The organism is Paraburkholderia bryophila (assembly GCF_003269035.1).
Taxonomy (GTDB): Bacteria; Pseudomonadota; Gammaproteobacteria; order Burkholderiales; family Burkholderiaceae; genus Paraburkholderia; species Paraburkholderia bryophila.
Genome location: NZ_QLTK01000028.1, coordinates 13,896 through 29,323 on the forward strand (window position 1 = coordinate 13,896; position 15,428 = coordinate 29,323).

At 57.5% G+C, this 15,428-nt stretch carries 12 protein-coding genes; 3 read left to right on the forward strand and 9 right to left on the reverse strand.

What is annotated here, in order from left to right:
* Window positions 1-15 precede the first annotated feature (15 nt).
* Both cqsA and BX591_RS28610 read right to left on the reverse strand, forming a co-directional pair.
* A complete protein-coding gene (gene cqsA / locus BX591_RS28605; protein ID WP_111934686.1) occupies window positions 16-1,335 on the reverse strand; it encodes an alpha-hydroxyketone-type quorum-sensing autoinducer synthase in 1,320 nt (439 codons plus the stop codon).
* 228 nt (window positions 1,336-1,563) lie between these two features.
* Window positions 1,564-2,985 (reverse strand): aldehyde dehydrogenase family protein, encoded by a 1,422-nt coding sequence (locus BX591_RS28610; protein ID WP_111934687.1) that lies wholly within the window; start codon window positions 2,983-2,985, stop codon window positions 1,564-1,566.
* A 121-nt stretch (window positions 2,986-3,106) separates the two neighbouring features.
* On the opposite strand from BX591_RS28610, the gene BX591_RS28615 reads away from it, so the two are divergent.
* Both BX591_RS28615 and BX591_RS28620 read left to right on the forward strand, forming a co-directional pair.
* A complete protein-coding gene (locus BX591_RS28615) occupies window positions 3,107-4,063 on the forward strand; it encodes a LysR family transcriptional regulator (RefSeq protein ID WP_111934688.1) in 957 nt (318 codons plus the stop codon).
* Window positions 4,064-4,286: 223 nt separating this feature from the next.
* Window positions 4,287-4,712, forward strand: coding sequence for an RICIN domain-containing protein (locus BX591_RS28620; protein WP_111934689.1), 426 nt, complete (start codon window positions 4,287-4,289; stop codon window positions 4,710-4,712).
* Window positions 4,713-4,849: 137 nt separating this feature from the next.
* Here BX591_RS28620 and BX591_RS28625 read toward each other — a convergent pair whose 3' ends face one another.
* Both BX591_RS28625 and BX591_RS28635 read right to left on the reverse strand, forming a co-directional pair.
* Window positions 4,850-5,209, reverse strand: coding sequence for a hypothetical protein (locus tag BX591_RS28625; protein WP_111934690.1), 360 nt, complete (start codon window positions 5,207-5,209; stop codon window positions 4,850-4,852).
* A 415-nt stretch (window positions 5,210-5,624) separates the two neighbouring features.
* Entirely contained in the window at window positions 5,625-6,932 is a 1,308-nt protein-coding gene (locus BX591_RS28635; RefSeq protein ID WP_244147147.1) for an SEL1-like repeat protein, read from the reverse strand.
* 378 nt (window positions 6,933-7,310) lie between these two features.
* Between BX591_RS28635 and BX591_RS28645 the strand changes: the two genes are divergently transcribed.
* Window positions 7,311-7,628, forward strand: coding sequence for a hypothetical protein (locus BX591_RS28645; RefSeq protein WP_111934694.1), 318 nt, complete (start codon window positions 7,311-7,313; stop codon window positions 7,626-7,628).
* Window positions 7,629-7,766: 138 nt separating this feature from the next.
* Here BX591_RS28645 and BX591_RS36240 read toward each other — a convergent pair whose 3' ends face one another.
* The 5 genes from BX591_RS36240 to BX591_RS28670 form a co-directional block, all read right to left on the reverse strand.
* Window positions 7,767-8,492 (reverse strand): hypothetical protein, encoded by a 726-nt coding sequence (locus BX591_RS36240; protein WP_146749822.1) that lies wholly within the window; start codon window positions 8,490-8,492, stop codon window positions 7,767-7,769.
* Window positions 8,493-8,750: 258 nt separating this feature from the next.
* On the reverse strand, window positions 8,751-8,957 hold the full coding sequence (locus BX591_RS28655) for a PAAR domain-containing protein (protein WP_420849429.1): 207 nt from the start codon (window positions 8,955-8,957) through the stop codon (window positions 8,751-8,753).
* A gap of 21 nt (window positions 8,958-8,978) precedes the next feature.
* On the reverse strand, window positions 8,979-10,286 hold the full coding sequence (locus BX591_RS28660) for an SEL1-like repeat protein (RefSeq protein ID WP_244147148.1): 1,308 nt from the start codon (window positions 10,284-10,286) through the stop codon (window positions 8,979-8,981).
* 3 nt (window positions 10,287-10,289) lie between these two features.
* Entirely contained in the window at window positions 10,290-12,314 is a 2,025-nt protein-coding gene (locus tag BX591_RS28665; RefSeq protein ID WP_111934697.1) for a phospholipase D-like domain-containing protein, read from the reverse strand.
* Between the two features lie 3 nt (window positions 12,315-12,317).
* Window positions 12,318-15,173 (reverse strand): type VI secretion system Vgr family protein, encoded by a 2,856-nt coding sequence (locus tag BX591_RS28670; protein WP_111934698.1) that lies wholly within the window; start codon window positions 15,171-15,173, stop codon window positions 12,318-12,320.
* Window positions 15,174-15,428: the final 255 nt, after the last annotated feature.

Genomic DNA, 15,428 nt, shown 5'->3' on the forward strand with positions numbered 1-15,428 from the left:
ATGCCGGGTTCGTCGTCAGGCGGCTACGGCGTTGCTTGCTCCGTGCGGCTCGCGATTGCGTCTGCGCTGCGACAACTCATCGCCCAGGCGCCGCGTGGACGACCATTTATCGAGTTCGACCTCAGCGCGAATATCGCGGCAAACAGTGACGATCTTCTCGACCTGGGCATCCGTCAACGCCGCATGCGTCGACAGTCGGATCAGCGCACGGTTGCGTGCCGTGGCCGGTGCGCAGAACACCGACCCGAAAATGCCGCGCGACTCCAACGCGTCGCGTAACACGATCGTGCGCTGCTCGGTGCCCGCTTCCAGCGCGATGATCTGGCTCTCGCTGCCGTTCAGGTTGTAACCCAGTTCGGTCAGACGATCCCGCAACCAGGCCGCGTTCGAGGTCAACCGCGTGCGCCGTTCGTCCGACGCTTCGATCACCGACAGCGTCGCGTCCAGCCCACTGATCTCGTGCGGCAGCAGCGTCGAGCTGAAGATCGCCGGATTCGATTCGAACTTGAAGTACTCCTGGAAATCGGCGGGACAGGTGATAAAACCTGCTCGCCCGGCGAACGCTTTCGCCAGACTCGCGGTGCGAAACGCAACGCGCGATTCCAACCCGAGGTCCACCACCAGTCCCGCACCGCGCGGACCGTGCGTGCCGAGCGAATGCGATTCATCGACGACGAACACGCAGCCTTGCCGCTCGCACACGTCGGCGAACTCCACCAGCGGGCACACGCTGCCGTTCGTGCTGTAGACCGAATCGACCAGCACGACGCCCTGCCCGTGCCGCGCGATCTGCTGCTCCAGATGCGCCGCGTCGTTGTGCCGGAAAGCGACCGGCGCGGCGCCCGCGCTGCGCACGCCCTCCCACAACGACATGTGCGCCATCATGTCGACATACACCGGTGTCTGCGCCGACGCGATCGACTGGATCAGGCCGGTATTGGCCGCATAGCCCGACTGACACAACACGCCGGATTCCGCGCCCATGTACCTGGCGAGCCGGCTCTCGAACTGCAGCAACGGACACTCGCCATGCAGGAAGATCGCCGACATCAACAGACCGCTGCCGTCCGCATACAACGTGTCCGCCATCCGGCCGATGATGTCCGGGTGTCGCGCAATCGCCAGATAGTCGTTGCTCGACAGATGCAGCGCGTCCGCTCCCGGTAGACGGCCACGCATGATGTGGCCACCGCCCCAGGTTTGTTGAACACGTTCATGGAAATAACGTTCGACGCGCGACGTGACAAAGTCCGGCAATGCGGCGTGTTGATAAGCTTGCCCTTGCTCTTTTTTCTGCCCTTGTACTTGCGTCCGAGGATCGAAAACGTTTTTCATACCAACTCCTTATGGGTTAGCTGCCAATAGCGGTCAGCGGGTCCATAGTGAGCCCGTCATTTATGACGTGTCAGGTAAACCGACGCAGGGCACGCGATAGAAAGTGGTCTTTTTTATGGGGGTTTCGTGCAATCGACCGTGTCAGCCAGACACGACTTACCTTATGCAATGCGTTATGCATAAGTTCGTGTTTTGTTAAGCGACGACAAGGCCGATTTCAGTGTGGCATCACAGCACGCCAAGCAGCGATTTCGGTTCGAGAAAGGCTTCGATTCCGAACGTGCCGTACTCGCGTCCAATTCCAGACTGTTTGAAACCGCCGAACGGTGCGGCCGGTTCATGCGCGAGCGTGTTGACCAGCACGCGCCCCGCTTCGATGCTCGACGCGACTTCATGGGCGCGCGCTTTGTCGCGCGACAGCACGTACGCCTGCAAACCGTACGGCGTGTCGTTAGCGATGGCGATCGCCTCTTCCGTGTCGCCGTAAGCGATGATCGACAACACTGGGCCGAAGATTTCCTCGCGAGCGATCGTCATGCTGTTCGTGACGTCGCTGAACACGGTCGGGCGCACGAACCAGCCGGCCTCGATCCCTTCGGGCCGTCCTTCGCCGCCCGCGATCAGGCGCGCGCCTTCGTCGATGCCGATGCGGATATAGCGCTGCACGCGTTCCCACTGTTTCCGGCTGACCATTGGGCCGACCGTGGTGTTGGGATCGCGCGGGTCGCCCGCTTGCGTGCGCGCGACCTCCTGTTGCATGCGCGCTTCGAATTCCGCGAGTCGTTGGCGCGGCACCAGAATGCGCGTCCCGGCGATACACGCCTGGCCGCTATTCATGAAGCCCGCTTGAATCGCGAGCGGCACGGCTTCGTCGAAGTTGGCGTCGTCGAGCACGATGAATGGCGACTTGCCGCCGAGTTCGAGCGTCACCCGCTTCAGCGTTTCGGACGCCGTGCGCAGGATCGACTTGCCGACGGCCGTGGAACCGGTGAACGAGATCTTCGCGACATCGGGATGCGCGCTGATCCGCGCACCGACCGTTTCACCGCGTCCGGTGACGATGTTGACAACGCCGGCGGGCAAACCCGCTTCGTGCAGCGCTTCGGTAACGATGCGCGTCTGGATCGCGCTCATCTCGCTCGGTTTGATGACTGTCGTGCAGCCCGCCGCGATCGCGGCGGCCAGCTTGCCGCAGATGAAGCCCGCGTTGCTGTTCCACGGCGTGATAAGACCTGCGACGCCCAGCGGCTTCATCACCACTTCGGCCGTGCCGGCCCGGCGTGTGAAGGCGTAGTCCTGCAAGACTTTCGCCGCGTCGAGCAGCACGTTGCTCGCGTGTTGCGCCATCCAGCGGCCACGCGAAACGGGGGCACCGTATTCTTCGGTGATGGCTTCGTAGAGCGCGTCTTCTTTCGCGACGACGGCTTCGTGCATCCGCTTCAACATCGCGATGCGTTCGCTCGTGCTGGTGTGGGAGAAGCTGGCGAACGCACGCTTCGCGGCGGCAATGGCGTGTTGCGCGTCCTGCTCGTCGGCGAGGCGCACGCGGCCGATTACCTGTTCGGTGGCGGGGTTGAAGAGCTCGAATAATTCGCTGCCGTGCGGCGTGACGAATTGTCCGTCGATATAGATTGTGTCGATGAGTTGCATGGCGGGTTCGGTTCCTTGTTTGTTCGCGCTGCGGGGAATGGGTTGACAGCTAGAAGTAGAGCGAACTCATTGCTGTGACTAGCCGTACAATCAAGCATGACTTGTTGAATAATTCAGGACAATGCGAACTTCTGGACTGGGTGAACTGGAGGCGGTGCTGGCCGTCGCGCGTCATCGTAGTTTTCGTGCGGGCGCGACCGAGCTCGGTGTGTCGACGTCGGCGCTGAGTCATGCGGTCGCGGCGCTGGAGGCACGCATGGGCGTGCGGCTTTTCAACCGCACGACGCGCAGCGTGTCGTTATCCGAAGCGGGTGCGCAGTTTGTCGACAGCGTGGCGCCGGCAATCGCGACGATTCGCGGCGCGATCGAACAGGCCGGTAGCTTGCGCGACACGCCGTCGGGCACGTTGCGCATCAACTCGTCGGTCGGTGCGGCGCGGCAAGCCATGCCGATGTTTATCGAGTTCCTGCAACGCTATCCCGATGTGAAGCTCGATCTGGTCACCGAGGGGCGCTTGATCGATATCGTCGTCGACGGTTTCGATGCGGGGATTCGTCTCGCTGAAACCGTGCCGCAGGACATGATCGCGGTGCCGTTCGGACAGCAGCAAAGGTTCGCCGTGGTCGGCAGCCCGGCCTATTTCGCGCGTCATAAAGCGCCTCGTACACCAGCGGATTTGCATGCGCATAGCTGTATTCGCAGCCGCATGCCCAGTGGTGGGATTTATCAGTGGGAGTTCGAGCGGCGCGGCGAGACCGTGCGTGTCGACGGTAAAGGTGTCCTGACGCTCGACGAACCGAATCTGATGCTGGAGGCCGCGCGTGCCGGGCTTGGGTTGGCTTATCTGACGGAGTGGAATGTCGCCGCGGATCTGCAGGCCGGCACGTTGGTGCGCGTGCTCGCGGATTGGACCCAGCCGATGGATGGGCTGTGTTTGTATTATCCGGGGAGGCGGCATGTGCCGGCGGTTTTGCGGGCTTTGATAGGGGTGATGCGGGAGAACGCAGAGGGGAACCGCATGCGGGGGAAGAAGGTGGCGAAGCGTGCGGGGGCGAAGCGTGCGGGGGCGAAGCGTTGAAGAGTCGGGCGTGTAGAGATTCGGATCGTGCATGCTCGCGCGAGATCGTGAAATCGCGAGATCGCGGAACTTGGCGCAGCGGAACATGCGGAGTGGATTACACCTCCCCAGCTTGATAGGTGCAGCCGTGGTACCCGCTGCCTACTATCAATTTGCCGAGTTAATTTCAATTCGGCGACGCCGCAAAAACGGGGTCCCCTTACGTTTAGATTTGGAGAGAAAAATGGGCGTTTATATCATTGAATATTCTCAGAATCCGAATTTTGTGCTTGGGATTACTGATCAGTCACTGGGCAGCCAGGTTGTACTCAAAAACAAGAGTGGCCTGGCGCCTCGCCTTGCCTTCTGGGATGTCAATTTCGATAGCGGCGTCATCACGCTGAATGCAAGCGGCGGCACGCTCGGCGTGGGCGCAGACACGGTCACACCCGAAGCGCTGGCAAAACTCAAATCCGCCGCGGACTCGATACGCTGGGATTTTTTCTCGTCCCCCGGATTCATCGTGCCTGCGTCCAATCATGCCCTGTGCCTCGACGATAAAAACCGGGTTGTTTCCGACGGAAACCCGATCTGGCTTTACCCGGTGAATGGCTCGCCGGCCCAACAGTGGCGTTTGGTGCCGCTGAACAACCTTAAGGCGTTCGAATAAGTAATAGATCGGCGGGTGCTGGTGAGGTGATTGATGAGTTTCGCGCGGTGGCTCGTGGAGTCCATCGCGCGGGTTTGGGACAAAGGCGGCGATGAAGTTAGTGACACCGCGCCAACGGTATTTTTCTACCTGCTACGCTACGGGACAATTTTGTCTGAGCCTGATTTTGGCCGAACGAACACGAGAGCTAGGGCAACAGTCGCAGCGGCAAGAAAAACGAAACTAAATGCCCAAGCAGTAGTCTCCACGGCATCCGGAATGCCGGTGGATACACCGCCGCCACTAACACCAGCGGCACTCACGACTAAAACGAATAAACCGAGAAACGGCGCAGCGACCAAATTTGCGAGCGCGGTAAATAGCAGTCGGCGGCGGGATAGAAAGGTCCACACATCCCCCGAGTTGCATTTCATGATCACAACCCTGATTGGGATGTACGCCAGCGCGAACAGACTGTAGAGCCATACAGTCAGGAAACACAACGCGATGACCTGCATACCGAATTCCTCATGAACAGGGTAAACGACTCGCACGATGTTCCTGCTCGGCCAGGTGAAAGCACCGACCGTATTCCCAAAGGCATCCAAGCAGGTCGTTGCAAATCACACCTCGACGGACATCGCCTGCTGCGAGGCGACTAGCTTCGGCGGCGGATCGCATTTGCAGATACACAAATCATCGCTCAACGCTGAGCGGCGTCCGCCCGGACCCGGCATCGTGAAACGCGGACCATCGCATTTAATCTTGCCCGTCGAATTGCACGCTGGACACGCAATGTCGTCACCTTCGTGCGCGACATGCCGACCACTAAATGACAGCGTCGTCGGCCGCGCGTGAACCGTTCCAGATGCTGTCGAGCGGTCGCCGTCGAGGATCGAATAGCGCTTCACACAATCTGCCCGTTGTTGGAAATCAAACCGTATCGATATACGCGACCAGTTCCCACGCGACCTTTGCAGTCTGCTGGCGCGTGCCCATCATGCGGTCAAGCAATGCAAGCTGGCGCGGTTCATGTACAACGAGCGACGGCAATGTATCTCCCTTCAGAAAGCGCCGTTGCGTGTCTCCAGCCTGCCCTGCCTTTAGCTTCGCGTGCCACACGCCATCTTCGGGACAGCTATCACCTGTGCTTGCGAGCGTGCCAAGTGGTACACGGGATGCAACGTTCGAAGGTTCGTCGGTCTGCGATGTCTTGTTCGACAACCCCGATAGCGGCAGGCCCGTAGCCGGGTCGAGTTGCTTTGCTTTTGCCAGTTGATCAATGAGTTCGTCGGACGGCTTTTGCGGCGGTGCTGCCGCATCCTGTTGCTTCTGCCATTCGAACGTACCGTCCCACGGCGGTAGCTTCGCAGGCGGTAGCGGGACGATCTTGTCGATGTCCGGCACCTTCGGGTTGCGACCGTCGTTGGCGTCGATGAAATTCCCAATTAACTCATAGCGTCGCGAACGCTCTAGGTCATCTGGAAGGCCAAGGTAGTACAACGGCTTTGATTCCGGCGGCCCCTTGAAGCCATTTTCCAGAAAAGATGCAGCCTGCGTATCTCCTGCTGCAACACCTTTCTGAAAAAGTGCAATGGCATCCGGGTAGAGCTTCCCCGTCTTTTGATCGATACCCAACAAGCTGGCCGCTTGACCAAAGCCCTGATCGGCAGCACACGCCAACATTTGCCGTCCGATATCAGGAGCATTCTCATTCGGCAATAATTTGTCGCCAACATAGTACTGCGCCTCGGGATTACCAAGATCGGCTGCTTTACGGAAGTAGTGCAACGCGGCATCGGCGTCTGGCTTCAGGCCGTAGCCCGTTTCGAGATAGTGGCCGATATCGTAGTAGCCACTCGGGATACCCTGCTTGATCAGTTGCATTGCAAGATCCACGGTTTCGGTCGGCGCATTGGGCGAGTCAGCCAACCCTTGCGAAAGAAGCGATTGCAGGTTCTGGTTCGCCTTGTAATGATCGTACGCCGCTGCAATCCTGTAGTAGCGTGCAACGTCGTTGAAGTCCTTGGCACCTTCCTTTTTCTCCAGATACCGCGCATAGCGGAAAAGCTTGTCCGCTTGCGGGTCAAGTGGCGGCAGATGGTCCGCCTGATGTGTGCACGTAAACGCAAGACTGGCGCGTACCGCACTCATATCGGGCAATGAAGTCACAGGAGGTTCCTTTTTTGTGCAGGCACAAAACAGATGTAAAAGTACGACGATCAGAAGGTATCGTTTCATGGCTCAATCGCTGCGGCTGATGTCGCTGGTTGACCGTAGGAAGCCGACGAGAGAGGCGACAGGGATCATGTTTTTCGGCTGTCGGAAAATATTCTGTCTGATGACTTTTTCCCACTGCTTGAATGCTTCTGCCGGATCATCCTGAGCACCCTGTCCGTGGGTCGTTGCGGACCAGCCTCGCGCAAACGCCTGAAGATCCCGCGCGCCTGTCAAGACGGCGCTCGTGCAGCGCTTACGTTTATATTGCCGACAATCGATCTTCATTTTGCAAAAAATTCGCGCCTATGCCGAGAATAACAGTACTCGTCACGTCTCTATGCCTTGTCTTGTTCGCGGGCAGCACAGCTTCGGCGCGAGCACAAGCCACCGGGACCGGTGATGATGGTTCATTTCGATTACTACCCCAAGGACCTAGCCCGAATTCACATCCTGGAACATCGGCTGGAAAGTGTAATAAAACTTGCCGGTGTTGGCGAACTTGGGGAAACAGAGTTCCACATCGACGGGAACGATGGCTATCTGTACATGTACGGCCCCGATCCAGATCGACTGTATGCGATGACGAGTCCGATCCTGAAATCATCCGCTCTGTTGACTAACGGCGAAGTCACCAAATGGTACGGTCCTCGCACAGAAACGTTCGCGATACATCCAGATGCCGACCGGCAACGATCGAAATTAGAACTTACATCTTGATTCGAGGCGGTTGGCAACACTCAACCTCACTCGCGAAGCGAGCAGCACGCCCGGACACGAAACCTAGACCACAGTCGCTACGGCCTTGTTGATCGTCGGATGGCTCACACCGTACTCTCTGACGAGGGAGACAGAACATCAGTTCTCGGCGGCACTATCCGATGTTGCTTGTGTCGCAGACGCCGTCTGCGACGCAGGGGCGCTTGTCGGTTGCGCACTGCTTGGCACTGCCTGCGGCGCTGGATTCCATTGTGGCAACAACACTTCAAACTGCATGGCCGTATGCGACCTTTCTGCCGCATCATCTTCGTCTATCTGCGAATACCCCGCGACAACAGCCTTGGTTCTGTCGGACGGCGTTTGGTATTTGAAATTGACGAGGGCATCCAATACATTCCCGACGCCATTCGGATACGCTTTTTTATCAAAGACAACATACGCTTCCAGGCCGCCCGAACTAGTTGGAACCCCGAAATAAGACTGTTGGTCGTCTAGAAACGTGACCTTGAATCCTTGACCTTCGTCGTATATTTTCCGCTTTGGATACTCATTCCGCTGAACGAGTGAGACTCTATCCACTGATACCACAACAGGATAAGCGCCATTATTTTTTGTTACGCAAACAATACCCCACGTCCACGCATCCTTCGAAATGGCGGAACACTCTGTAGTTACCATCGGCGTCAATTTGTTAAGCTCACTTCTCGCCTCAGAATCGATTTTTGGTTTTTCAATTAATCGATAGTTCACAAAATAATTTCCAAAGATACCAAGAATTGCAGCAACCGCACCGGTGGCAAGCACTTGAACTACAGTGTCGCGCCAACCTCCGTCGCCCTTAGTCTCTTGATCTTGCCCTGCCATGATGGGGTCCTCGCCGAAACACTATCTATTGTTATCGTCACTCTAATTACGTATCTGTGATACCCGAAACTTTATCCGATAACATTGTTCAGTGTGAAGCGAAGTTGCTCAAGCTCTGGACCGTTCAACGTAAATCACCTTTCCCTTGAAACGCTCTGCATAGTTACCCGGCCGCAAATCACACCTCGACGGACATCGCCTGCTGCGAGGCGACTAGCTTCGGCGGCGGATCGCATTTGCAGATACACAAATCATCGCTCAACCTGAGCGGCGTCCGCCCGGACCCGGCATCGTGAGACGTGGACCATCGCATTTAATCTTGCCCGTCGAATTGCACGCTGGACACGCAACGTCGTCGCCTTCGTGCGCGACAGGCCGTCCAGTAAATGACAGCGTCGTCGGCTGCGCCTGAACCGTTCCGGATGCTGTCGTGTGGTCGCCGTCAAGGATCAGAAATCGTTTCACAGTCTGCCTGTCATTGAAACATCAAGCCTGATCGATATACCCGACCAGTTCCCAGGCGACCGGCGCAGTCTGCTGACGCGCACCCATCACGCGATCAAGGAGTGCAAGCGTGCGCGGTTGATGTACGACCAGCGACGGCAACGTATCGCCTTTCAGGAAGCGCCGCTGCGAATCTCCCATCTGCCCCGCCTGGAGCTTCGCGTGCCACACGCCATCTTCGGGACAGATATCGCCCGTGCTTGCGAGAGTGCCAAGCGGTACACGGGCTGCAACGTTCGCTGGTTCGTCGGTCTGCGATGTCTTGTTCGGCAACCCTGATAGCGGCAGGCCCGTACCCGGATCGAGTTGCTTGGCTTTTGCCAGTTGATCGATGAGTTCGTCGGACGGCTTCTGCGGCGGTGCTGCCGCATCCTGCTCTTTTTGCCACTTGAAAGTACCGTCCCAAGGCGGTAGCTTCGCAGGAGGTAGCGGTACGATCTTGTCGATGTCAGGAACCTTGGGGTTGCGGCCGTCGTTGGCATCGATGAATTTACCGATCAAATCGTACCGCCGGGAACGCTCCGGATCATTTGGAAGTGCAAGATAGTCGAGTTGATTTGTCGCTGGCGGCCCCTTGAATCCATTTCTCAAAATCGAGGCCGACAGCGTGTCGCCAGCGCTCACGGCATTTTGAAATGCCTTCACCGCCCCGCCGTAATCCGATCTGTCTTGGAGGAAAACCCCCAACGTATTTGCTGCATCACCGTAGCCCTGATCCGCAGCACATTGCCGCATCTGTCGTGCAATGTCAGGAGCGCGGTCATGAGGTGCCAATTGTTCTGCTACGTAAGCTTGGGCTTCAGGACTCCCAAGATCGGCTGCCTTACGCAAATAATGCAGCGCAGCTTCGGTGTCCTGCTTCAGCCCATAGCCCGTTTCGAGATAGTGCCCGATATCATAGTAGCCACTCGGGATATCCTGCTTGATCAGTTGCATAGCAAGGTCCACGGCTTCGGTCGGCGCATCAGGCGAGTCAGCCAACCCCTGCGAGAGAAGCGATTGCAGGTTCTGGTTTGCCTTGTAATGATCGTGTGCCGCTGCAATCCTGTAGTAGCGTGCAACATCGTTGAAGTCCTTGGCACCTTCTTTTTTTTCCAGATACCGTGCGTAGCGGAACAGACTGTCTGCCTGCGGGTCGAGCGGCGGAAAATGGTCCGCCTGATGCATGCAGGTAAACGCGAGATTGGCGCGCACAGCGCTCATGTCAGGCAGTGAGGTCACTGGGGGTTCCTTTTTCGTGCAAGCACAAAACAGAAGTGAAAGCGCGACGATCAGAAGGTGTCGTTTCATGGCTCAATCGCTGCGGCTGATGTCATTGGTTGATCGCAGGAAACCGACAAGGGAAGCTACCGGAGGTTGATCGCCGCTTTGTTGGCGGACTGTGTTTCTTTTGATTATTATTCCCCACTGCTTGAATGCTTCTACCGGGTCATCCTGAGCGCCTTGCTCGCCTGTATGCAGGCCCCACAGTTGCCTGCGTAGCGATTGCGCCACATCCGCATGCTCGGTACAGATATTCAGTTCGCTATCACCTTCCATGCTTCGGGAATTCAGGTTCGCTGAACCAAGCGTCGTGAACACATCATCGATCGTCATCAGTTTTGCATGAACGTACACCGGCACCCATGCGCCCGCTGGCGAATCAGGCGCAACCAGCGTGCACACGTGCACCTTCAGGTTGGTCATGTCCATTGACGGTATGTCGACGTGCGCGAGGTCCTTGCTATCCAGTTCGGAAAGATTCTGCTGATCCTGCTGAATGGCTTGCTGATTTTGTGCAAAGGCCGACATCGCACCTGAAAATGAGCCGGGATTGAACGGGTCGAGGACCAGTCCCTGACCGGACTGCAATTGCTGTTCGCGCGCCTGGTCCTGCGCAAGCGCATTCTGAAGCGCTTTCCGGTTCGCTTGCACTTCAGCATCCTGACTGGGCGTCTGCACGGCCCTCGTCACTCCGGGCATCGAGTTTGTCTGTCCCAACGCATGAAGCATGCGGTAGGTGTTGAAAGTGCCGTTAGCCACAGCCGCATCATCAGAGTTCGTGATCACGAACAGATGAATCGGGCCATGTTGACCGGGGTCGCGTCCCCCTTTGGTCTGCGCCAATGCCGCACGCTTGATCTGCTCGGCGAGCGGCACCCACCGGAAATACTGGTTCTGGATAAAAACGCACCGTGTTGCGTTGTTCGCCGCCTGAAGGTACATCACCTCAATATCTTTCCGGTTATCTTTGCCCTTCTCCTTCTGCGAACGAGTGCGCACGATCTGCGCCATCATGGCACTCCCGGTATTCTTTCCGGGGCGAATCTTCAACTGCTTTTCCATACCCTTGCGCGACTTGCCAAGGCTTTGCCCCGTTGCTCCGTCCCATGCCAGACAGAAATTATCGTTCAAGTCCTGAAGGATCGGGCCGGTAACAATGCTCGAAAGGTCCTGCCACGGCGTCGGTCCGTTACGCCCCATACCCGGCCCGTTGCGCTTGCAGCTATGATCGTTTTTATCCCAATACTGATCGAGCATGTTATGCCCCATCACGAAACCCGTCGCAAGGTTCGGGTCCTCATAGTCGATTAGCACCATTTTCTGGTGATGGGTCGGCGTCAGCAATCCCGTTGCAACAGCATTCTGGATTTTGGTACGCGTATCGCGTTCCGAATCCTTGCCGTGAAGAAACAGTCGCCACATATTCTCGCGACGCTCGTCCAGCGTAAAGTCACGGGTTGCGAACTCGACATCCGCGAAGGTAAAGGGGTAATGCGTGAACCACTTCAATTTGCGCACTGCGGAATCCCATGTGCCAACCATCGTGACGTTATTCAGGTTGGCGCAGTAATACCACCACGTATCGTAGAGGCGTTCCGCGGTGCTCTGGTAGTCTTTGGCAATCAGCGTAGACCACCTGTCATATGCCCAATCCGGAATAAGCCGCTTGATCCAGGTTTCCGCGTCATAGCCCGGCATGTTGTTTTCGCTCAATTGCGATATGTACCAGTCGTCATGCCAGCACAACAGCCGGACCTTGACGCCTTCCTTGCCCTTCTGAACAAGAAGCTGTCCGATTGTCTTGTTGCCGCCGCCCCCGCGCCGGAAGAACATCGACGGCTGGAAGCCCCAACAGATGATGTCGACCGAATGCCTGGCATCATGGATTGCATCGTAGACGGCACCGAACGCTTCTTCTCCATTCACGAGTGGGCGTAATGTCGCCCACCGGGGATTGTATTCGGTCTGCTGCACGAACCATGGCGACGGGATACTAGCGCTGTTCGTTTGGTTCAGGGCAAGGGGGGTCGTGATCGTCGTGGTCGGATTCGCCATGGTTCAGGCTTCGGAGGAAGGATTGAGCAGATCGCTATAAAGCTGCCGGTGTACCGCCCGGTCCGGCGCTGCGCCGTCGCTGTCGGACAATCCCTCATGAAACGGAAACCCCTGATTCGCGAGCGTGCCATTGGCAGTATCGTGATAGTCGCCAGGAACCGGAATATCGTGCTTTACGCCGTTCGCCAGTTCGAGCGTGTACTTCTGCGTTGTTACCTGATGATCGATCGGCAATTGCCCGGTGCTGTCGAATACGCCCTGCTTCACCAATGCACCGTCCGCGTAAAGCTTGTAGGGCATGCCGACAGGCACGACATTCGTTGCGGAAGGCGAAGCCATCGTGTTCAGCGCCAATCGCCGCGTCGGCATATCCTTGAACGCCGGGTTGGTCACGTCCATCCTCGTCGGTCCGCTGAATGGAAAACTCGCGCCCTTGAAGTCGATTGTGCCCGGCGCGTGAATTTCGATATTGCCATCCTTGATGCGGATATACCCGCCACCGGAAGTCAGCAGGATTTCCTGCTGCGCAGCCGCTTGAATATTTTCCGTGGCGGATACGAGCAGCAACGATTTTTGCGCCGTCAATTCGATATTGTCAGCGTGTGCCTGTACCTCGACCTTTCCTTTCGCAGCAAACAGCTTCATCCCTGCGTTTTGCACAAACAGGCTCAGCTTCTGCGTGACGCTTGCGATTAATGATTTACCCGTTGCTATGTGCGTGCTCTCGCCGCTTACCAGATTGATGTGCTGGTCCGTCGCGACATGCGCCGACTTCTGGGTCGACAACGCGATACCCGCAGGCGCAGCGAACAGCATGACGGGTTGCGTGAAGGCATTCGCGTTACCGGTTCCGCCCCCTGCCGTATTGCCACCACCGCTACCGCCTGCTGCGCCCGCTTCGCTGTGCTGTGTCGCATCCGTGAAAGCCTTTAACGCATCGTGTCCGTCTTTCAGACTTTCCGCCTGCGACGTTTCGCTCGCCTGCGATGCCGCGTCGAGCACGCCCTCCGAACTGACAAGCTGGTTGCTGGCGACTCGCGCATCGAGCGGCTGGCTGGTGACAGGGTGCGTCGATACATACAGCCCGCGCCCCGCACGTAGCGCTCCGTAGGCGTCGGAACTCAGATCGAACCCGCTGCCGAGAAAATTGCCACGCGTGTTGCCGGTGTGATCGATCAGATAGCCGAGGTGAAGTTGAGCATTCGTGCTGGAACTGTATAGCTGCACGCGGTTCTGAGCGGTCGCATCATCCATCACCATCTGGTTGAAGCCGCTCCCCGAGAACTCCTTCGAGCGGAAACCCGAAAGCAGTCCGTTCGAGTGCCATTGAGGTTTTGCTGCGCCGTTATAGACCCGGTGCAATGCAATCGGCCGATCGATGTCATTGCCGATGTAGCCGATCAGAAGCTCCTCACCCGCGCGCGGCATGTGCACGCCACCATAACCGTCGCCTGTATCGGACTGCGCCACACGCACCCAACACGATGCACGCTCGTCGCCTTCATTGATCCGGTCCCATACGAACAGCACCTTGACCCGGTTCAATGCATCGGTGTACGCCTCCTGGCCTTTCGGACCGGCGACGATGGCCGATTCCAGCTTTGCTTCGGGCTTGTGGTGTTCGAAAGGGCTGCGATAAGGCACTGTCGTGCGCTGTGCCTCGACGGAAACGCGGTAGAACCCGGTGGAACCATCGTCATGCGCAACGCTGAACAGCTTGCCCGGATCGTCAGCGCGCGCCTGCGTGAGTTGAAAGCTCAGGCTGTGCGGGTAATTCGCCTCATGCCCGGAAAGTGGAAGATTGTTTTCGACAGTCCATTCAACCTCGATGGCCGCAAACTCCCGCTGCTCGCCTGCGTCCTGATCGTGCACAGGATGCCCTGCGATCATGAAACGTCGCCCCGCGTCGATTGCACGCAGACCACCCGTGCCATGAAAACGCTTTGCTTGCGACTCCCATTCTTCCATGCGGATTTTTGAAAGATCGTCGCCGCGCTCCTGCATCGGATACGTATAGCCGCCCGTGTACTCATAAACTTCTGTCTGGGTGGGCAACACACCCTGATTGGCCATTGTCGGAATCGACGTGCCTTTCGGATTGAACGGTGTCGGCGGATTCTTGTAGTCGAACGTGCGCGTAGACAACATCACGGATTGCAGTGTCCGCGACCCAGACCACTGCATCAGCGCATCGGCCTCGCTGTTCAAGCCAGCCCGGTAAAACCCAACCGTTTCCGGCGCAAGCGGTTCGAGCGTCTGGAGGCGGTCGGTAATTACCAGCGTGTGCGATTTTCCGTCGCTCGCCTGCTGCCAGATGCCGTATAGCCCTTCTGACTCCAACAGGCGGTGCACGAAATTCCAGTCGGTCTCGTCCTGCCGACAGTACGAGCGCGTAGGTAATGGCTTCGACAATACAAAGCGGAACATTCCCTGCGCCTGCGGATGCTGGTTAAATACGTCCGCGACGATTTCATCGACACTTTTATCCTGCCAGTGTCGCTGGTCACGGCGAAACCGCAGAAAATGCATCCATGAGGAAAACGCTACCTGGTACGTGGTCAGACTGCCTTCACTGCCTAACCGACGCGCCATGTGCACATAGCCGTGATGCGGGAGATAAGTGCCGTCGGTCTGCTGTACCCAAAGCGTAACAGCCTGTGCGATCAGCGTCTTAAGCTGGACATCGCCCGACGTGGAGACACAGTCGAGCATGAAGAGATAATCGCGGCCAATGCGCGATCGGCCAATGACCCGATGCGGCAGCAAGACATTATCGCCTGCCGGTGTGTCCAGTTTCAGCAGGCGGTCCTGCTGTGACAGCCCGCCAGTTATCGCCCCAACCGCATCCCGCGCGCCCATACCCCGCCCCTCTCATTATTCCAGCTAGTCGCGCGATTTTACGTATGACGATAGTGTGAATGCAATTGCGCAAGTGTGAGAAATTGCAAGGAGTGGCTCGATTCAATGCGGAATAAATATCAAGGCGATTTTTGACCTGCACAGACATTTATTCTGCATATTTCGACGATTGAACGGCTGTTTTCTCAGACGCACAGAGCATTCGAATCCGCAATTTCTTCCATGCTCTGCTGTTCACACCAGATCGTGACCGAT

Coding starts and splice junctions, on each gene's coding strand:
- cqsA (WP_111934686.1), bottom strand. CDS start 1,335: ATGAAAAACGTTTTCGATCCTCGGACGCAAGTACAAGGGCAGAAAAAA.
- BX591_RS28610 (WP_111934687.1), bottom strand. CDS start 2,985: ATGCAACTCATCGACACAATCTATATCGACGGACAATTCGTCACGCCG.
- BX591_RS28615 (WP_111934688.1), top strand. CDS start 3,107: ATGCGAACTTCTGGACTGGGTGAACTGGAGGCGGTGCTGGCCGTCGCG.
- BX591_RS28620 (WP_111934689.1), top strand. CDS start 4,287: ATGGGCGTTTATATCATTGAATATTCTCAGAATCCGAATTTTGTGCTT.
- BX591_RS28625 (WP_111934690.1), bottom strand. CDS start 5,209: ATGCAGGTCATCGCGTTGTGTTTCCTGACTGTATGGCTCTACAGTCTG.
- BX591_RS28635 (WP_244147147.1), bottom strand. CDS start 6,932: ATGAAACGATACCTTCTGATCGTCGTACTTTTACATCTGTTTTGTGCC.
- BX591_RS28645 (WP_111934694.1), top strand. CDS start 7,311: ATGATGGTTCATTTCGATTACTACCCCAAGGACCTAGCCCGAATTCAC.
- BX591_RS36240 (WP_146749822.1), bottom strand. CDS start 8,492: ATGGCAGGGCAAGATCAAGAGACTAAGGGCGACGGAGGTTGGCGCGAC.
- BX591_RS28660 (WP_244147148.1), bottom strand. CDS start 10,286: ATGAAACGACACCTTCTGATCGTCGCGCTTTCACTTCTGTTTTGTGCT.
- BX591_RS28665 (WP_111934697.1), bottom strand. CDS start 12,314: ATGGCGAATCCGACCACGACGATCACGACCCCCCTTGCCCTGAACCAA.
- BX591_RS28670 (WP_111934698.1), bottom strand. CDS start 15,173: ATGGGCGCGCGGGATGCGGTTGGGGCGATAACTGGCGGGCTGTCACAG.